Genomic DNA, 20422 nt, shown 5'->3' with positions numbered 1-20422 from the left:
TCAGGTACCTTCATCACTGAAGGTGACAGCTTTGGTATTATCAGTCGGGTTACGGTCTATTAGTTTATTAATCGGGTCTATTCCCGCTTTTACCGGATCCTCATTCACTGTTATAGTAATCGTTTGTTCATTACTCTCAAACTTGTGTTTTTTGAGGTACGTAAGTTGTTCCTTGCCGTCCTTGAAGGTATATACCCCAATGTCGATCCAGTCCCGGATAGGAACCTCGGTTTCCGTACCAAGCGTATCGGCCTCGAGTTTTTTTGCACTCAAATCCAGTGTTACTTCCCATTCCTGATCTCCCTTCTTAACGACGGAAGCCTCATTAACCTTGTTCTCGAAAAGAACTATTTTTTCGAAGAGATCCGTAACAAGAAATTGCAGACTATCGGGAGTAACATCTCTGAGGTAGGGGATGAGGTCCTTGGTTGACGGATAACGGTCCTTGTCTCCATAGGCATGCCATTCTTCCACAAAACGCCGTAATGCCGTATTAACACTGTCTTCGCCAATATAATCCTGTAATGCGAACATGTTTACCGCACCCTTTCCGTAATGGATATAGTTTTGTGATTCCACCTTTGTAAGGGTCATTTCACGCTTTTGTTCGCCAGACCGTCCTGAAAGATACCTGTTCATCTCTTCCTTCAGGAACTCCTTCATATTTTCCATGGAGTATTCATTCTTCATTACCATAAGAGCCGAATACTGTGAGAGAGACTCAGAAAGCATGGCGGCTCCCTGCACATTCGCAGGTACGATCTGATGTCCCCACCACTGGTGAGCGAGTTCATGAGCCGTTACAAAATAGGCGACATCCACATCATCATCATCTTCTATCTCCAGCATAAAACCAATGCCTTCGGAAAAAGGAACAGTATTGGCAAATGACTGCGCAAAACTTGAATACCTGGGAAATTCCATAATTCGCATCTGACGATATTGATACGGCGAGAAATTTTCGGAGAAATAGGCGAACGATTGCTTCATGGCTTTCATCATACGGTCCAGGTTATATTCATGGCCCTTATGATAATATATTTCAAGAGCGATCTCCTTCTCACCACTGTCAAGCGGAATCGTCATTTTATCCCGCATCACTTCGTACCGTGCTGAAACTACATTGTAGAAATTGGCCATGGGTACATCCATTTTGTAGTGGAAGTATCGCCGGTCACCTTCTTCCCATTCTTTTTGCAGGTAACCCGGAGCAATGGCAATCTGGTCCGGGCTTGTGCTTACCACCATTTCGAACATAATGCCATCGGCGTCATCTCCGAAAAAGCTGTTTGCCAGCCCTCTTGGATCATCCCGGTCAAGATTCCTGTCCTTTGGTTTCAGATCATAATCCTTACGGTCGCTGTCGGAGAATAGTTCGAATCCTTCGTTATATCCGAGCGATGGGAATTGAGACGAATTGAAGAAAGTTCCGTTGAATACGACGGTGTTATTCGGACTGCCCTCAACGAATCCTCGTGTGATGAAAGAGGTCTTAAAATGCATTTCCATTTCTTCACCTGGTTCGAGTGCCTGATTCAATGAGTAAATCCGATACCCGAATTTGCTGAAGTTCTCAGATAATACTGCCGGTCTGTCGAAATAGATGGTATCGGTATGAATCTGGAAATCTGTACTCAGCTGAACATGAATGTCCCGAATAGGTTCATTACTTTTATTTTTCAATATATAGCTACCTGTTGCCTCATAATCACGATTATACGGGTAGATATCTACATCCATGGTAACATCGGTGATCTTGGGCTGAATCAGGTATTCATACTGTTTCAGCTCTTTTTCATAATCTGTCTGCAATTCCTCCTGGTCATCTGAGTTTTGATATTTATTCAGCATGTTGGTGTTATAAAATATATAACATCCGGAGAGCAGGAATACGATAACGGAGGTCATAATAAAAATAGATAGTGACCTTGATAGTCTGAGTTTTCCTATTCGGAATCGGATCTTCAGCAGTGCCTCAGACCCCCTGACAGCAAACAAAGTAGCGACTGCAAACAGAAGGGTTGCCAGGCCGAACCAGTAAACATTGAACCAGCTGAATCCGGGTACATAATGACCGAAACCGTTCATATCGGAGTAAGGACCCAGATCGGAACTGCCAAACCTGAATAACCGGTGTTCAACACCCAAATTCGTTAATACGAGGGTCGAAATAAAGAAAACGATCATCATCGCGTAACCGAGGAATTTATTGTTGACCATTACCTGGATGAAGAATGCCAGCATGGTAAACAGAATCAGGAAGAACAGTGTGTCACTAAATAGTGTCGAGAAATATACACCCAGCTCAAAGTTATAATATCCTCGTGCTGCCTGGATAATAATTGCCGTCACGATCAGTGCCAGCAGAAGTGTGACGTAGATCAGGACCATGCCAAAGAATTTTGCCAGCAAATTGGTCATATCCCGCACAGGCATGGCATCATAGATCAGGTTGATCTTTACTTCCCGTTCTTTCCATATGAGTTCACCGCTGTAAACGACCAGGATGATCATCATGAACAGTTGGAAACCGCTGATAAGCTCCAGCATCAGGTACGTTGTGGGGTAGGTATACGTACCAAATGTGCGACCCATGTAAAACGAATTCACAATCAGAATGAACATCCCGAAAAAGACGATGGCCTGAAAGGGAATACTTTTTAATACCTGGTTAAAATAGAACCAGGTCTGACTTGTGAGTTGTTTCAAAGTCGTTTTGAAGCCAAAAAGCTGTGTTGCTGCCGGAATCGGTATGGTGGCTGCCACCGCGTCTTTAACCGCCCTTTGAATTTTTCGGCCTTTTCGTGAGCGTACCACGTTAAAATTGAAAGCAAAGTATCCGCCGATCAGTGCCAGCACTCCAATGGTGGTCCAAAGAATCCGGTTTAACAGGAAATCCCCGGCGATTGGAATGGTAAGACTGTTCTTTTCATCCACTGTCCAGTATTGTGTTTCCACGTTTATGGTGCTGATCCCAAACGGATCAAGTATTGATGCGAGGCTCCGGTTATCTATCTCTTCGAAAAGAATGGCTGTAATCTGATATACAATGAATAAAATAATCCACTGGAGGTATACATACACCATTTTTCGCGAAAGCGCCCCGCTGACAAAAAAGATGGCTCCCGAGAAAAACAGACTCGGAATAACTATCCAGACGAAAGGATGGAGGTAATTCCAGAGACTGAAGGGAAGAAGTTTGTCAACATCTCTCCACCACATGAATTCACCGAGGATGAATCCAAACAGGATACCGCTGAAAACAAAAAGAAGCGTGATGAATGACCCTACAAATCGTCCTGCCAGGTAATCAAATTTTGAAATCGGATTCACGAACATGATGGAGGCCATGTCGTGTTCATAATCACGAAGGACAGCAACCCCCATGATGGCAGACGGGATCATCATGAAAATGGCGGCCAAAATGGCCATCATGGTAGCGATGGTTGTAGGCGCGTTCTCCTTTACCAGTCCGGCTCCACCGCCAATCTGTACCACGTCGGTGGATATTGCCAGGAATGAGAGCAGGAACAGTATGGCAAAATAAATATAGGTTGCCGGCCGCTTGAAGCGGTATTTGAGTTCGAAAGCAAGAATCTTAAGCCACATAGTTCTCCTCGTTTACGGTTGAGTTCTCCGACAGGATGGTTGTGAAGTAAACATCCTCAAGATGTGATTCCACCGCCTCGAAGGAGGGGTCCGGCTGAAGATCGCTCATTACACGTATTTCCGGCTGTCCGGCAAACATTTTTTCAGAAATGACGTGATATTGTGAACGGTAGCCCTCAATCTCACCTTTTTCAATCCGTTTCCGCCAGATCTTTCCTTTAATTGCATCAATAGCTTCCGCGGGGTTTCCTTTTAACAGTACCTGACCCTGGTGTATAATAGCCATATCGGTACATAGTTCACGTACGTCATCTACGATATGGGTTGACAGGATCACTACTGTATTTTCCCCCAATTCAGCCAGGAGATTATGGAAACGGTTTCGTTCCGCCGGATCAAGTCCCGCGGTAGGTTCATCCACGATGATCAGTTTTGGGTCTGCAAGCAACGCCTGTGCGATACCAAATCGTTGCTTCATTCCACCAGAAAAACCTCCCAGGTTCTTTTTTCTGTGTTGATAGAGATTGGTTTTCTTTAATAAAGCTTCCACAAGATCTGCACGTTCTCCCTTGTTTGAGATGCCTTTAAGAATTGCGAGGTGATCCAGTAAAACCTCGGCTGATATCTTAGGGTATACACCAAATTCCTGCGGCAGATATCCGAGTACCTTACGGACTTCATCTTTTTGCCGTAGCACGTCAATATCGCCGAGGGTAATTTCGCCGGAATCCGGTTCCTGGAGAGTGGCAATGGTTCGCATGAGACTTGATTTTCCGGCACCATTGGGGCCGAGTAATCCAAACATACCTTGAGGGATTGTCAGGGTTACATCCTTAAGTGCCTGGATGCCATTAGAATATGTTTTAGAAAGATTTGAAATGGTTAGCTGCATGGGTTCATATTTTCAGTTCTTCCGAACATACACCCAGAAACTTCATTTTCCATCGAAACTTTAGTGAACAGCCAATTTTAACCTGTGAACGGTGAGGTATGCTGACGATTCGTTGTTCCCGAAATAAATATTAACTTCAGGTCAGTGAAATCCTGTATACTATTTAGTGTAATCATAGTATTACTCTCCTTGAGTCGTTCATTAACAGCACAGGATAAAGTATTCTCTGATATTGATACGACGTATATACAAACATTTCCGGACCAGGTAACGGCCAGATTCTATTTTTCAAGGAAATACACGGGTTTCAATATTAGCTATCCATTATTGGTAGATCAAACGTTCAAATATCTTCCAAATACAACGCGTAATCTTGGTATTGGTGCCACCTATAAATGGGCTACGTTAAACCTGGCGTATGGATTCGATTTCATGAACCCCGATCAGGGCAAGGGTAAAACAAGGTATCTCGACCTGCAGGCACATCAATACCTGGGAAAAATGAATATCGATTTGTTCGGTCAGTTTTACCGGGGTTATTACCTGAAAGACTACACGACCGCATCCGGAGAAAAATATCTGAGGGAAGATTTACAGGTTCGTGAATTTGGCGCGGTTTATCAATACATTTTTAATCACCGGAAATTCTCTTTTCGGGCTGCGATGATGAATTCCGAATATCAGAAGCGATCTGCAGGTACCTGGATTCTGGGTGGAGACTTCTTTTTTGGAAAAGTAAAGGCAGACAGCAGTCTTATTCCTGGTTCATTTGAAGTAGAACAGTTAATTGAATATGATGAACTGGATTTTTTTAAAATTGGTCCGAACGGTGGTTACGCCCATCAATTTGTGTTGAAAGAACACTTTTTTTTCCTGATTTCAGCCACAGCGCACCTGGGTATTGGATACTATAAGCTGGGTGCAGAAAATGACGAATTCCGTGAAAGCTATGCTTGTATTGATCTGGGCTTAAAAACCGCTATCGGCTACAATTCCAACAGGTTTACGGTAAGTGCATTTTTCGTAACCCAACGCGTACAGGTTAGTAATAATTACCGAAACCTTCTGAATACAGGTAATCTGAGATTTATTGTAGCCTATCGCTTTCATAAAAATCAATGGTTCAAAAAGAATTCGCCGAACTGATTATCAATTACCAATCAATTCAATGAAAATTCCATCCGGATCCTGGATGAGCACAAAGCGGCGACCGTCGGGCAGCGAAGTGGGCGATTCGCCAAGTAATTCAATGCCAGCTGCTTCAAGTCTGTTCAGCAGTGTGTCGAGGTTGTTCACGAAAAGCGTAATGTATCGCATGCCCAGGTGATCCTGAATGTGATTATTCTTTGCCTGTCGTGCAGGATTTTTAAAACTCATTACTTTCCATTGACTGGCTGATGGATTATCCGAGGTTCCTAAAACCACCACATCGAAAGGCTCACCATTGCTTAGTCCGGAACGTTTGCCGAAATCCTCATCGATCGAGAATTCACCCGTTTTCACCATCCCCAAAACATTCGTATAGAAGTTCACCGATTTTTCAAGGTCACTGACGACCACTCCGACCTGTATGTCGCTCCGAACAAAATCAGGCTTCAGGTCGCGGCCCGGATAGGAGTCATAAATTTGTACCCGCTCCCAAAGGTGGCTGGCTTCCTCGATGAAGGTCAGGTGCACATCTTCCTTCTGGTAGAGATCCTGCAGCTCGGCGCTTTCGAAAGTTGCGACAAGGTTGAAGGTATAGGAATTATCAACCACCTCCCGCGGGGTACCTGCAGGTGGGGCAATGTGATAGGAAGTTATGTATTTACTGCTTTGTATGAATTTTTCAAGTGAAGCCAAAAACTCCTTCTTGTCGGATTCGCTGTCGGGGTTTTTCAGCCAGAAATAAACTGAGTGAACAAATTTTCCCGGAATAGGTGCAGGTTGTGAAAAGGCAGTCATACAGCAAACGCTAAGGATGAGAATGAGGCTGAATTTTAGCATAATGTAGTAGCTTGATCAAGGTTTAATCCCTAAAAATAGAAAAAACATCGACGATATATAACTATTTAATCTTGCCTTCAGAAATAAAGGACAAATGACTTGGGTTATTGGGCAGACATAAATATGTTATGATCCAATTAACATATTCTACGAATTCATAAATTCCACCTGATGATATTTAACCCAGGAAAGTATGTTCTGTTCTTTCTGTTGTTTTCGCTCTCAGTCTCAGGGTCAGGCCAAACGCTGAAGGACGGCAAACTCACCCTTAATGAAGACGGTACTCATTATGTGAAATTCACCTTGCTTGCACAGGTTTGGAACCGCTATCAGAAATTCAATCCGGGGACAACGGTATACGGGGAGCCGCAATCCGATGGATATGATATTGGAATACGGCGTTTCAGGATTCAGTTTTATGGGCAATTAAGCGATCGCGTATTTATTTACAGTCAGATTGGAGAGAATAACTTCAACTTTCTCAGTGACCGAAAGGCTGGTTTTTTTGTCCATGACGCCCTGGGAGAGTATGAGATAGTGGCTGATAAATTTACCATGGGAACAGGGTTGACTGCCTGGTCCGGACTTTCAAGGTTTTCCACCCCATCGATAACTTCCATTATGGGAATTGATGTACCGCTCTTCCTGCAGTCGACGAACGATATCACTGACCAGTTCCTGCGAAAGCTGTCAGTATATGCCAAAGGAAAATTAGGTCGTTTTGATTACAGGCTAACCATTGCCCATCCCATGGCGATTCAGAAATCAGGTTTTTATAATCCGGAGATTTCATCTGTATCAACTTTCTCTGCCAAACCTCCTAAAAAACAGTGGAACGGATACTTTCAATATCAATTCAGGGACTCTGAATCAAACAAAATGCCCTATATGACCGGAACCTATCTGGGCAAGAAGGATGTATTCAATATTGGGGCAGGGTTCATTTTTCAGCCCGATGCCATGTGGCATACCGTATCCCCGATGGATACCGTTACGACCGACTTGCTTAACGTGGCGGTCGACATTTATTATGACAGTCCCATTGGTAATGAAGGAAAGACATTAAGCTTCTATGGCGTCTTTACCCATTACGACTTCGGACCGAATTATACCCGGAACCTTGCCCTCATGAATCCGGCAAACGGGACCAGTGATAACACTCTTTTGAATGGGGGAGGAAATGGATATCCGGTGGGCGGAACTGGTAATATGCTGTATGGGCAGCTGGGGTATAAGCTTAAAGACAATGCATTGTGGAAAACTTCATTTATGCCATATATCGCCACTGAAATAGGGTTTTTCGAACGACTGAACGATACGATGGTCTTTTATGATGCCGGTATTAACTGGTTGCTCGATGCAAATACATCAAAGCTGACCATTGCCTATCAAAACAGGCCCTTGTTTCGCACCAACGGTGATCTGGATGGCAGGAGAGGAGCCGTTCTGTTACAATATCAGGTGTATTTTAATTAGTGAATTTTCCCGATCAGGATTATGATTCAGGAAATCCGGATCAGAGGAATATCCTCTGCCGGTGTCTGCAATTCACCGAAAGGCCACAAGTTCATTCCCTGCTTAGACATCACAGATTCAAACTCCTGCCGGAAGGCGCTGTCTACGGAGATTAGTAATCCTCCTGACGTTTGTGGGTCCGCAAGAATATCCAGCCAGTCGGTATTCTCTGCTAATATTTTATGTCCATAGCTACGCAGGTTGCGCTTAGTTCCGCCAGGAAAACATTTCCCGGCAATGTAGGGCTCCAGAAAACTAAATTTTGGGACCTTTTCGAAATCAATCATGGCACTTACGCCCGAACCTTCACACATCTCGACCAGGTGTCCGAGTAATCCAAATCCGGTAACATCGGTGAGGGCGTTTACATAGGACAATCCGGCCAGCATTTCCCCTGTTTTATTCAGTGTAAGCATGCTGTCACGAACCACTTTCAGGTCTTCATCGCGCACGATCCCCTTTTTTTGTGCAGTTGTAACGATGCCTACTCCAATAGGTTTGGTCAGGTATAGCAAGGAGCCGGGAAGTGCACCATCATTCTTTTTTATTTGCCCTGTTTTTATACGCCCTGTTACGGCCAATCCGAAGATCGGTTCGGGGGCATCAATACTGTGACCTCCGGCAAGGGGTATTCCGGCAGATTCACAAGCTGTCCTGCTCCCTTTTAATACAAGAGCGGCGATATCCGGAGAAAGTTTATCCACCGGCCATCCGAGAATCGCTATCGCCATGAGGGGAGTACCGCCCATCGCATATATATCTGAAATAGCATTTACAGAAGCGATACCACCAAAATCCTCCGGATCATCTACGATGGGCATGAAGAAATCAGTCGTGCTGATGATTGCTTCACCATTACCCAGGTCAAAAACGGCCGCATCGTCCTTCGTACTGTTCCCAACCAGGAGTCCAGGAAACGTTAAGGAGTTTGGATTATGCTGCAGGATTTGTTCAAGAAGGTCAGGGGCAATTTTACAGCCGCATCCCGCACCGTGACTAAATTGGGTTAGTTTTATTTTTTCCATTGTAGGATCGACGCATTTTGTTTATTGGGTATTTCCGAAAGGACGGATGCCGTCTCAGCAATTGAATCGTGCTGTAAGGTGAGAATATCAACTATATGCTGATTTCTTCGATTTTTAACATAGTCATATGACTTATCATAGTACGTAAGCAGAATTTCCGCAACTATAGCCAGTTCCCCTGATTTGAGTGCTTCCATGGCCCTTTTTTCATGTTGGCCGCCAAGTTTCTTTCCGATCTTCTGAATAGCTTCCCCAAGGGTGGCTCGATCAAATTCCCCATATTCATCTACGAGCCGGCGCACCCGCTCTTTTAGTGGAATATCCAGCATTACAACCGGCGCATGGGACATCTGTTTCCATAGGTCCTCAGGCAGGCCTACCTTCCCAATCGACGATGATTCATCCTCCAGCCATATGGGTTGATCATGATCCATGACATACATAGTCATGAATAATTCATTCTGAAATTGTTCAGTGGAAGGTTGCGGCGGGAGTCCGAGACTGCCAAAAGCAGATCCGCGGTGATTAGCAAGGCCCTCGAGGTCCACTACCTGATGCCCCTGTCGCATAAGTTCGAGAAGGATCTCGGTTTTGCCGCTGCCCGTTTTGCCACCGAGGATTATGATCGGAAGGGGTTGCGCGAAGTATTCAAGAAGGGCACGCCTGAATGCTTTATAACCATCTTGCAGAACCATGACTTCAAGGCCTGCGGTTTGAAGGAGCCATGCCATGCTTGCGGATCTCATTCCGCCACGCCAGCAATGAATCATCAGTTTATCACTTTTGAGCGCTTCCGCAGATTCAACAAAATGAACCATCTTTGGGCCAACCAGTTTGAGCCCTAATTTAATAGCGGCTTTTTGTCCTTCCTGTTTATAGCAAATGCCTACGCGCCGTCTTTCCAGATCTGTAAATAAGGGTATATTTATTGCTCCCGGGATATGGGCAAATGTATATTCCGATGGCGATCGCACGTCGATGAGCGGAATCTCTTGGATACTTTCCAGTACGTGTGTTACATCAATCTTCTTCATAGGAGCAGACTTCGCCTGACCAAAGATACAAGTAAATTGTGCAATCCCTGTTGCGATGAATTATCCGGGCTGATCAGAACGAAGTTGTTCCTTTAAGTTTTAGCGATGTGAATTTCGATCGACTTCGCTTACTTTCTTCGAAAGGAGAAAGTGCTATAATCAGATCGATTCGCGTCGAACTCATATCCTTCAAGGTTAAAACCCTTCAGATCTTCCGGATCGGTGAGTTTATTTTCCGCCATATATCGAACCATCAGTCCGCGTGCCTTCTTTGCGTAAACAGCAATGAATTTGTAGTCGCCCTGACTGAAATCCCTGAATTCAATATTGATGAGTCTGCCCTTTACTTTTTCAGCATCGACGGCTTTAAAATATTCCTGGGATGCAAGATTGATCAGCACAGGGTTATCCTGTTCTTTCAGGGCCTTATTCAGTTTACGGGTAATCTTGTTTCCCCAATATTCATAGAGATTTGAATAACCATTAACAGCTACTCTTGTGCCCATTTCAAGACGATAGGGCTGTATAACATCAAACGGACGGAGCAATCCATACAGGCCGGATAATATTCGAAGGTGCTCACCAACATAATTCCAGGCTTCTTCATCAAGTGATTCGATATCCAGTCCCCGATACACCTCACCTTTAAAAGCAAAAACGGCCTGTCGTGCATGTGCCGGGTGGCGCGTAAGGGAAAAGTTATCGAAACGTTCAACATTGAGCGTAGCCAGGTCTTCGCTGATGTCCATCATCGACTGCAGATCTCCTGCCGATTTCTGACGCATCTCTTTAACCAGCTTATTAGCCTCTGTTTTAAAGTCAGGTTTTGTCTGAACGAAATCGGTCTGATTTTCAAAGTCAAGTGTTTTAGCTGGTGAAATAATTGCAATCATAGAATAGGGTAATGAATTAAATTAGTTTTCAAGTTTAACAAGTGTTAGGCAAAATTGATCTAATTTTTGGCATATTTTCCTGCAATGCGTGAGAAAAGCATTTTGTCAAAGATCGCTTACGCATTTTCGCTTTTATAAACCACTATGCGAACTCCCGAATCAATAAAAGATAAGCCAGAATTGAAAGGATCTTTCAGGGCCCTGCGATTTATCCCCAGGTTTTTTATGGAAATCTGGCGAACAAATCGCTTTTTATTCCTGTCAAATCTGCTGTGCCGCCTGCTCAACGCCTTCGTGCCGATCGCACTATTATGGGTTGGGAAATTAATCATAGATGAAATTGTGCTCCAGGTTTCACTGGACGAAACAGATCTTTCTGCTTTATGGATGTATGTGGGTGCCGAATTAGTGCTCGCGCTGCTTTCCGACCTTTTAAGCAGAGCTATTGGTCTTACTGACGGCCTGCTCGGTGACCTGTATGCCAATGCATCATCGATCATTATTATTCGTAAGACCAAGGATATTACGATCAGTCAGCTCGAAGACCCTGATTTTTATGATAAGCTGGAAAGGGCAAGGCAACAGACGACCAGCCGCGTAAACCTGATGTCAGAATCTCTGACCCAGGTCGAAAACATCATTTCTATGATCTCGCTCATCGCCGGACTGATCTACTTTGAACCATGGCTACTTATTTTGCTCGTGTTAAGTATCATTCCATCATTTATCAATGAGATCAAATTCAGTTCCAGGCGTTATTCACTGGCCCGTTCATGGACTGCTGAACGTCGTGAGCTGGATTACCTGCGTTATATAGGAGCGAATGACCAGACGGCCAGGGAAGTTAAATTATTCGGAATTTCTGATTTCATAGCAGGGCGATTCCAAAAGGTTTCCGATGAATACTATCAACTCAATAAAGCACTAGCTATTCGTCAGACTTCATTTGGTGCCGTTTTTAATATGCTGGGTGTTCTTAGCTATTATGGAGCCTATGTTCTGATTATTTTACGGGTGATAGCGGGCGTTCTGACCCTGGGGGATCTCACGTTCCTGTCGGGCTCTTTTAACCGCTTACGGGGAAACCTGCAGGGATTTTTTCTTCGTTTTACACGTATCACCGAGCGGGCATTGTACTTACGGGATTACTTTGATTTTATTGATCTGGTCGTTGAGGATCCTTCCGATCAGTCGCTGCCGGTTCCCAAGGTTATCAGGGAGGGATTTAAGGTGAAGAACTTATCCTTTGCCTATCCCGGTTCAGCTCAGAACGTGCTGACCGATGTTAGTTTTACACTGCGGCCCGGTGAGAAAATGGCATTTGTCGGACAAAACGGGGCAGGTAAGACCACCCTCATCAAATTGTTTCTTCGGTTTTATGAACCAACATCAGGAGAGATCACCTTGGAGGGGGTTAACATCAGCCGCTACAACCGAGATCAATACCAGCAGCTCTTCGGCGTTATTTTTCAGGACTTCTTCAAATATGAATTTACGATGAGGGAAAATATTGCGGTCGGCAATATTGATGAACTTGAAAATATGGAGCGGATTGAGGTCGCGGCCGAAAGGAGTCTGGCAAGTGAGGTTATATCGGAGCTTGAACTTGGTCTGGATCAACAGCTGGGCAGGCGCTTTGCTCAGGGAAAGGAATTGTCTGGCGGACAATGGCAGAAGGTTGCTTTAGCGCGGGCATATATGAAGGACGCGAATGTGCTGATCCTTGACGAACCAACAGCGGCGCTGGACGCTAAAGCCGAGTACGAAGTTTTTCAGCGTTTCATAGGACTTACGCAGGACAAAACCAGTATCATCATTTCTCACAGGTTCAGCACGGTTCGAATGGCAGACAGGATACTGGTTCTTCGCGAGGGCCGGCTCGAAGAACTCGGCACCCACGAAGAACTCATGCAGAATAAAGGGCTTTATGCCGAATTATTCGAGCTTCAGGCGGCAGGATACAGATAGAAGTTATTCTGCCACCAGTTCGGCTGATTTTTCAACAGTTGTTGACAAAGGGATGCCAACATGAAGGATTCCCGATGGCTCTCCATTCACGTCTGTGATCATTGAATAAGATCCCTGGAAAGCAATTATCTTTCCCGTTGATGCAATCTTCTCAAATCGTCCGTGTAGTGGTTCTCCGGGACGCACATTTCGAATCAGTGCCTGGAAGGTATCAAGATCTTTTTCAGACGTGCTGATAAGTGAAGAATATTTCTGACCAAGAAGATCGTCCGGTGCAAAGCTGAGCATCCTGGCAAATGCCGTGTTGGTATTGATGATCTTACCGCTCATATCGAATTCAACGAATCCAAGATTACTTTCATTGAGCGCCTGAAAACGGCTTTCAAATTCCTTGGATTTACGCTGCATTTCTTCCTGTGTTGCGGATAATTCTTCCATGTTCTGTCGCATTTCTTCGTCCTGTGACCTTAACATTTCAGTCTGCTCCTGTGATTTCTCGAAAAGCATTTTTGTCTTGCTGTTTACCTTTGCAGAGGCAATTACTGAGGCAATACTTTCACATACCTTGATCAGGAAATCGATCTGGAACTGTTCAAAATCCTTGAATGTGGCTATTTCAATAACCCCTTCAATGATTTGGTCAGTTTTTATCGGGAGTACTGCCAGAAAGCGGGGAGAGGCTTCACCCAAACCGGAAGTGATATTGAGATAACCCTCGGGAATTTCCTTCAGGAGGGTTGGCTCACGCTCAAGGAAACATTGTCCAACCAATCCTTCTCCAATTTCTATTTTTTTGTTGAGGAACTTCTTGCGATTGTAGGCGTAGCATCCTTTTAGCTCAAGATATTCTCCGTCTTCATTCTCAGTGTGTATGAAAATAGCTCCCTGGTTCGCCTTCAGGTATTTGACCAGGTAACTTATTACCTGATATGAAAGTTCGTCCAGATCATTATCATGTGCACGGATAATTTCACTCAATTCGGCGATGCCCAGGTTTATAAATCGTTCTTCTTTTTCCCGCTCGCTGCTTTCCTTCAGGCTGTTGCGCATTTCCATCAGTGCCGCTCCTAACAAATCGCCTTCACGAAGTTCTATTTCAGTTTCCAGGTTTCCATTAGCAATCTCATTAGCAATTTCAATGTTCTTGGAAGTGATTGCATCGGAAGCGCGAAGCTTTAAGATATTTTCAGCATTTGAGATGGTATGTTGGGCAAGGTTATGCGCATAGATTGCCGCCAGTATAACACCAAAAGCATACAGCCCGGCATGGAACAGGAATGTTTGGAAATCCATGAACTCCAACTGGGTAAAATAGATTTGCTGATAAGCAATATTCTCATTGACTACTCCCAAATATTGTATGTATGCAAAGGCAGAGTGATGAACGACCACAAACAGCAATTGCGGCAGGAATGCCCATTTGTTCTGATATGTGATCATGGCTATGATGGCAATGAATGCAGTAAAATGCATTTCAAACAGCCCATGCATCTGATAAATGAATTGTGCCATGAATATTCCGAAGACAAGGCTGCCAACGTACTGAAGAATATAATTCTCCTTAAAAATTGCCTTCGTTCCGAAATAAAGTATCAAACAGAGTGATCCTACGCCGATACCTACGATCCAGGTGTCATAAAAGAATGACAGCAGGATGCCAAATGCAAAATATCCAAACAGGACTTTCTCAATAATACGGTTCGACTTGCCGTGAACCTCATTAAAAAATTGACGTATTTCCTTTTTCGTAGCCATTTTTAAAAAATTGATAAAAGGTTTGTACTGTTATTTGCTTCAGAGTTGGAGGGTAATTCGCAGCCATATGCGGTTAATGCCACTTCAGGGAAATAGGGAGGTTCTTCCCCATTGAGCATTGCATCCAGGGCAATTTCGGCAAACTTGGTATTGCGTGAAACGCAAAAGCGTGCCCGGTTGTAATTGCCTTTATAATAAATCTTATGGTCCTGTATTAAAACCGCCTGTGGTGTGCTGTAAATACCGAGGGCATCTGCGATGCTTCCATCCGGGTCATCGATTACTTCTATGCCCAGATCATATTTCTTTTTGAATTCTTCGATTTTCAGAGGATCCTGATCTTCGCTTTGCAATACCGCAATAAACTGAATGTCATCTGAATACCTGCGAACCATAGATTGGAATTCAGTGATGTTGAAACGAGAACACGGACAATCATAATTGTAAAAGTGAACGAATACTCCCTTTTTGCCGGGAAGCCGGGGCAGGATCGCTTCTACACTGTCGCCTGTTTCTACCTGTTTAAGGTTTTGCGGGATGGGTGTGGGAAGGGTATACTTATATTCCTGCTCCCAAAAAAGGAATCCAATACCGCCAAGTGCAGTAAGTGTGAGCGCAAGAAAAAGTAAAATTTTTTGCATATAAGTATACCAATTTAAAAGAGGCATAAATATAGGCCACACATACGTCCAATCGATTTAAATCAGACGTTCGAATATACTCATGTAATAAATGCCTCGGATTTGAGCATAAACGGGGTTTTAAGCAACAAAAAAGCCCTGTGTTTGAACAGGGCAAATGTGAAATGGTCAGAACCGGATAACTACTGTTCTTCTGTCTGTTCCAGGCCATTTTCATAATCGGCCATCACAAAGTCAAAATTTTCGGTGGTATTGATTTCTATGATCTTCATGGTGGTGTCACCGTCGCCTGTTTTAGAGACATAGTTCATTTCAAGCACATCACCTTCAGGAAGCTGGTCGAAATATGTGGCATATTTCTTTTTCATTTGCTGAGAGAAAAGGAAGTTATTTTTGGACCAGTAGGAGGAATATCCCTGAATAGGTTCTTCACTGACCCAATAGCGGGCCGTATACTCATCTGTTTCTGTCTGATATTCATTACATGTATAACCCATGATGGTTTTTGTATTACCTGTTTTGGTTATGTTAAAATCTGCAACCTTCATTGAATCCATGGTGCTTTCAATTGAAGAATCCATCATTTTACTCCAGTCAAGCCCATATGCCACACGGGATTTCTCGCCCTTCTTGTTTTCCAGTAGCATGATTGTGGCTTTATGAGTGTTATCAAAAATCATTACAGTTCTTTCCAGGTCCTTATCATCCGTTTCCAATTGCATGGCCCAAACCTCGGCGTTGGTACTCATAAAAGTTCTGAACTGTGTGGGGTCTATTTCTTTTCCCTTTTCATCAGTGCCAGAAATTTCCATATCTGTAAATCCTTCGAAATGATAACTATCTTCGGTTTCAACATTCAGGTCGATGCCCTTTAACATTTCACTGTAATCATATCCTGCACCCTCATACTGGGTTGGCGGTCCGAAAATTTGTTCCAGATAACGGTCTGTCTGTTTCTGAGCGGCCTTCTCTATTTCATGGGCAACACGTCGTTCTACAGCTTCCTGCACGCCATCCTCAGCCGCCTGTTTGAGTTTTTTCAGTAGCTGTGCATCGGCGGATGTTGTTATGAAGAATGCGGCTAACAGAAATAAAATGACGTTCCTGGTTTTCATGGCTTATGCGGTTTTAATCGTTAAAGGAATATACTTAATAGGCGATTAAATCTCTAATATTCAGACTGCTAAAAGAATTAAATCATGAAAATTCACTAGAATTAGGTAGAAATCTTTAATAGTTTTTTTAGGGTAAAGCTTACCGCATGTTTATTGATTTAATTATTAATTCTTCAATGATTGAAGTAACAGCCTGAATATCTGACGGGATGATAAGGGAGGAGATTATCTGTTTAAATTTGTCTACAAGTGTAATTCCGCCAATACTTATGAGCGCGTTTTTTGAGATTGGTATTTCACCAAAAATCTTGATATGGGGAACAGGTTCACAATGAACCGAATTGAATTCTAGATGAATGAATCGTTGAGGTCAGTTTTGCGACTATTTTAGAAAATTGTACACCGCCCTTCATGGAGGTCCTCAGCAGAAACGTTGAAAGCATTGCTTTCACATTGAAACTCCAGCTGGGCGCTTTCGCGCTGAAACAACTGTGCAATCCCGCAAAAGTCGGTGAGTACGGGGTTGGACCATATATAAATACAATTAACATGCTCCACATTCTCCAGACCGGAAAGAGATGTGAGTGTTTTGTTGTTCTCAATGTAGAGACAACTCATCCTTGTCGCATTTTCAAGTGCATAAAGGTCAATAAGAGATTTATTGTTGACAATATCTACATTATGAAATTCACGGATTCCCTGAAGCCCTTCAAGGCCGGTAAGTGATTCATTTTCATAGATGGTAAGGGCGACATGATCATTTGTAATATTTCGAAAAACACTCAGTGATCGAATCTTAGGATTACCATATACAAGGATACTTTCGCTTATGTTCTTTATGTTTTCTAATCCGGATAGCGAAGAGAGTGATTGATTGTTTACGATATGAACGCTGTTGGCGCGTACGATTGACCGGAGGGGAGTCAGGTCGGTGATGGCATTGGGATCTGTTGAAACAAATGCGCCGATCTGCAGCATACCATCCACACCGGTATAACAGGTATTAGCGAATTTGATTATGTCATTCTGAGTTTTCAAAATGACATCTCCCTCATAGGTGGCAGACCGGCAGGCTGTCTCATCGAGCTCGGGTGATGAACAGCCCGAGATTACGCCAAATGCAACCGCACATACCGAAGCCAGCAGTCTGAAACTGATTTTAGATCTCAACAAGTCTTATTTAGTAGTAGTGGTTTGAAGTTCCGCTTCAGGTCTTGAAAAAGGAACATTCAAGGTTCAATATACACAATTTTGATTTGAAATCACCAATATTAATTCTTTACCTGGGTAAATTAATATGATAATTATAGCCATCAGGGTGGCTTAGCGGCTCTTTTAGGCTTCGTACAGCTTCCTCATTACATAGTTATGCAATCCACTGGCCCAGCTTCTTGGCAAGATATATGACATGAAAAAATGAGATATTCTGTTCATTCTTCCAGGCATAATGAAGAGTTGCCCGCCAAATTTCCGAAGTGTGTATTCGGCAACGTCCGATGGTTTGGACGGGATTGGAGCGAGCCAGAAAGGCCGGGGTTTTGTGCCCAGGTAATTAGGTGTACCAATAGCACCGGGACAGCACACCGCGAACGTATATGGTTTGTTTTGGTATTCATAATGGAGTCCTTCGGTGAAATTCCATAGATAGGCTTTTGTGGCCGCGTATGGCACAACCAGCCGGGTTCCCCTGAATCCTGCCAGGCTGGATAGCAGTATTACGCCAGTTTTTTTATCCTGTCTTCCTTCAAGCCACATTTGTATAAGTCGCGTAGGGGTTCCCAGGTTAACGTTGATCGTGGTATCGATATCCTTTTCCGATAAATCCTTAAAAAGCCTTACCGGACCGAATGCGGCATTATAGATCAGCAAACCACAATCATGTTGCTCCATGACATCCCGAAGGAGTGAAGGACTGTCAGACTTTGCCAGATCCGTTATAATGGTCTCAACACGGATATTGAATACCCGGCACAGGTCTTTTTTTAGCGATTCAAGTGCAGATTCATTTTGATCAACGAGAATTAAATTCAATCCCCGTCTCGCCAGGCTTCGTGAAAATGCCGCGCCCAGGCCTTCCGCTGAACCGGCTACCATTGCCCATTGACCGAAGTTTGTGATTTCCACGTTTATTCTCTCAAAGTTCGCTGTTAAAGTATTGCTGCAACTTGTCCCGGTAACTATCCGAAACCGGTATTTCATGGCTACTAATTGTAAGGGTATTGCGTCCAAGGGTATTAACCTCGTCGAGATTGATGATGAAGGATCTGTGCACCCGCATGAATTTATTGTCAGGCAAGCGCTCTTCCAGGGATTTCAGGCTCATCAGTGAGAGCAGGGGTTTTGTCTGGTTTTTGATATGGACCTTCACATAGTCTTTCAGACCCTCGATGTACAGGATATCATCATGAAATACTTTGACATGCTGATATTCCACTTTGAACATGATAAAGTTGCTGGCTGGCTGTGAGGCGGAAGCCCTCGCATTGCGGAGGTTCAGGGCTTTAGTAGCTGCCTTAACAAAATCCTCGTAGCTGAAGGGTTTCAGCAAATAGTCAATCGCGTCTACTTTATAGCCCTGCAAGGCATACTGATCATAAGCTGTTGTGAAGATTAGTAAAGGCCTGCCCGTACCTTCCATACCACTTATAACGCGTCCGAACTCGAGCCCCGACAGATCATTCATCTGAATATCGGAGAAGATCAGATCGATTTTTTCATTTCTCACGATTTCAAGCGCTTCTATGGCATTTTCACATGTGCCAACGAGTTCAAGGAAAGGGGTTTTTAAAATGAATTCCTTAATTAAGGCCAGTGCCAGTGGCTCATCATCCAGTGCAATACACCGTAATTTTGTCATAATTCAATTTGCAGTGAGACTTTGAAGGTATTGTCTTTATCGTCAATCTCAAAATTATAACGGCTGGGATAAAGTAATTCCAGTCTTCTGCGGGTGTTGGCAATTCCAATTCCGTGTTCTTCGTGCTGTTCACCTGACTTTGGGAAAATCGGGTTTTCCACGTATAAGTCAAGAACATTGCCTGTCAATTGAATGGTAATAATCACTTCGCTGGCCACTGTAGAGGAGATACCATGCTTGAAGGCGTTCTCTACAAAGGGAAGGAGTAACATTGGTGCAATTGGCTGATCGTACGTACCTGATGGCTTGGTGAACTTCAGGGTAACCTTTTTTGAAAGGCGCAGTTTCATCAGTTCAATATAATTTTCGATAAAATTGATTTCATCGGAGACAGTGGCATGTTGTGAATCACCGTCATAGATAACATAGCGCATCATGGCGGATAACTTCAGTATCGCCGTACGGGATGCCTCTACATCGATAGATGTAAGCGCGTAGATATTATTAAGCGTATTAAAGAAGAAATGTGGATTGATCTGCGCTTTCAGGTAGGAAAGCTCTGTGCGAACCTGCAGCTGCTCCAGTTCCTTTCGGATCTCCTGTTCATTCTGTTGTTTGCGGACAAGAAAAATAATGACACCCAAACTGAGATCGAAAAGGATCAGGAAGAAGCTTGTAAAATCGAATGGACCTCGCCGGTTTTCCGGATTATAAGGTTTTTCAGGCCTGAATAACTCATGCATTCTTCGGGGTAATTCAATCTGGTCTTCAAAGAAATGTACCAGAAGAAGGATAGCTGTAATAACTCCGATTACAGACAAGCCGTAAATCAGGAATTTGTTCCTGTCCAGAAGTTTTGGAAGTAAGTATTGCGAGTGCAAAATATACCCGACGGTGAGCAGCAATGCCAGAAATAGCTGACGGTACCAAAATTCCACAGGCCAGTTGACATCCACGCTGTTCGGGGTAAGCGTTAGAATCAGTACCCACAGAATACCGACGGATACATATTCAAATCCTTTTTTTCGTTGCAACATAATGTAAGAACGCGATTTAGGGTTGAAAAGCTTCAATCCATCTATTCAAATCGACCAGAGAGCGTTCTTGATCGATGACTACCACACTTCCATAG

Annotated in this window: 16 protein-coding genes; 3 read left to right on the top strand and 13 right to left on the bottom strand. The window is 43.7% G+C overall.

The features are described from left to right. Both LDX50_RS13385 and LDX50_RS13380 read right to left on the bottom strand, forming a co-directional pair. Positions 1-3609 carry an ABC transporter permease/M1 family aminopeptidase gene (locus LDX50_RS13385; RefSeq protein ID WP_225697804.1) on the bottom strand — a complete coding sequence of 1203 codons (3609 nt, stop codon included), beginning with the start codon at positions 3607-3609 and terminating at the stop codon, positions 1-3. Then, positions 3599-4501, bottom strand: coding sequence for an ABC transporter ATP-binding protein (locus LDX50_RS13380; RefSeq protein ID WP_225697803.1), 903 nt, complete (start codon positions 4499-4501; stop codon positions 3599-3601). The genes LDX50_RS13385 and LDX50_RS13380 overlap by 11 nt, the downstream gene beginning before the upstream one ends. 189 nt (positions 4502-4690) lie before the next feature. Here LDX50_RS13380 and LDX50_RS13375 point away from each other — a divergent pair, with 189 nt between their 5' ends. After that, positions 4691-5647 carry a DUF4421 domain-containing protein gene (locus LDX50_RS13375; RefSeq protein WP_225697802.1) on the top strand — a complete coding sequence of 319 codons (957 nt, stop codon included), beginning with the start codon at positions 4691-4693 and terminating at the stop codon, positions 5645-5647. Between the two features lie 3 nt (positions 5648-5650). On the opposite strand, the gene LDX50_RS13370 is transcribed toward LDX50_RS13375, so the two are convergent. After that, positions 5651-6487 (bottom strand): VOC family protein, encoded by an 837-nt coding sequence (locus tag LDX50_RS13370; protein ID WP_225697801.1) that lies wholly within the window; start codon positions 6485-6487, stop codon positions 5651-5653. Between the two features lie 171 nt (positions 6488-6658). Between LDX50_RS13370 and LDX50_RS13365 the strand changes: the two genes are divergently transcribed. Next, positions 6659-7963, top strand: a complete 1305-nt coding sequence (locus LDX50_RS13365; RefSeq protein WP_225697800.1) for a hypothetical protein — start codon at positions 6659-6661, stop codon at positions 7961-7963. 26 nt (positions 7964-7989) lie between these two features. Here LDX50_RS13365 and selD read toward each other — a convergent pair whose 3' ends face one another. The 3 genes from selD to yaaA form a co-directional block, all read right to left on the bottom strand. Next, positions 7990-9027: a selenide, water dikinase SelD gene (selD, locus tag LDX50_RS13360; protein ID WP_225697799.1), complete on the bottom strand. Its 1038-nt coding sequence runs from the start codon at positions 9025-9027 to the stop codon at positions 7990-7992. Further along, positions 9015-10061 carry a tRNA 2-selenouridine(34) synthase MnmH gene (gene mnmH, locus LDX50_RS13355; RefSeq protein ID WP_225697798.1) on the bottom strand — a complete coding sequence of 349 codons (1047 nt, stop codon included), beginning with the start codon at positions 10059-10061 and terminating at the stop codon, positions 9015-9017. Before mnmH ends, selD begins: the two co-directional genes overlap by 13 nt. A gap of 128 nt (positions 10062-10189) precedes the next feature. After that, on the bottom strand, positions 10190-10954 hold the full coding sequence (yaaA, locus tag LDX50_RS13350) for a peroxide stress protein YaaA (protein ID WP_225697797.1): 765 nt from the start codon (positions 10952-10954) through the stop codon (positions 10190-10192). A gap of 144 nt (positions 10955-11098) precedes the next feature. Here yaaA and LDX50_RS13345 point away from each other — a divergent pair, with 144 nt between their 5' ends. After that, positions 11099-12922, top strand: a complete 1824-nt coding sequence (locus tag LDX50_RS13345; protein WP_225697796.1) for an ABC transporter ATP-binding protein — start codon at positions 11099-11101, stop codon at positions 12920-12922. 3 nt (positions 12923-12925) lie between these two features. Here LDX50_RS13345 and LDX50_RS13340 read toward each other — a convergent pair whose 3' ends face one another. The 7 genes from LDX50_RS13340 to LDX50_RS13310 form a co-directional block, all read right to left on the bottom strand. Continuing rightward, entirely contained in the window at positions 12926-14677 is a 1752-nt protein-coding gene (locus tag LDX50_RS13340) for a PAS domain S-box protein (protein WP_225697795.1), read from the bottom strand. A 2-nt stretch (positions 14678-14679) separates the two neighbouring features. After that, a complete protein-coding gene (locus LDX50_RS13335) occupies positions 14680-15318 on the bottom strand; it encodes a TlpA family protein disulfide reductase (RefSeq protein WP_225697794.1) in 639 nt (212 codons plus the stop codon). A gap of 182 nt (positions 15319-15500) precedes the next feature. Beyond that, positions 15501-16433 carry a DUF4412 domain-containing protein gene (locus LDX50_RS13330; RefSeq protein ID WP_225697793.1) on the bottom strand — a complete coding sequence of 311 codons (933 nt, stop codon included), beginning with the start codon at positions 16431-16433 and terminating at the stop codon, positions 15501-15503. A gap of 387 nt (positions 16434-16820) precedes the next feature. After that, positions 16821-17603 carry a hypothetical protein gene (locus tag LDX50_RS13325; RefSeq protein WP_225697792.1) on the bottom strand — a complete coding sequence of 261 codons (783 nt, stop codon included), beginning with the start codon at positions 17601-17603 and terminating at the stop codon, positions 16821-16823. Positions 17604-17768: 165 nt separating this feature from the next. Continuing rightward, entirely contained in the window at positions 17769-18557 is a 789-nt protein-coding gene (locus LDX50_RS13320) for an SDR family NAD(P)-dependent oxidoreductase (protein WP_225697791.1), read from the bottom strand. 10 nt (positions 18558-18567) lie between these two features. Next, positions 18568-19290: a LytR/AlgR family response regulator transcription factor gene (locus LDX50_RS13315; RefSeq protein ID WP_225697790.1), complete on the bottom strand. Its 723-nt coding sequence runs from the start codon at positions 19288-19290 to the stop codon at positions 18568-18570. Continuing rightward, positions 19287-20327: a sensor histidine kinase gene (locus LDX50_RS13310; RefSeq protein ID WP_225697789.1), complete on the bottom strand. Its 1041-nt coding sequence runs from the start codon at positions 20325-20327 to the stop codon at positions 19287-19289. The genes LDX50_RS13315 and LDX50_RS13310 overlap by 4 nt, the downstream gene beginning before the upstream one ends. Between the last annotated feature and the right edge of the window lie 95 nt (positions 20328-20422).

Source organism: Fulvivirga sedimenti, from assembly GCF_020328055.1.
The sequence above is the reverse complement of the archived record's forward strand: the minus strand, read 5'-3'. Positions and strand labels throughout refer to the sequence as shown.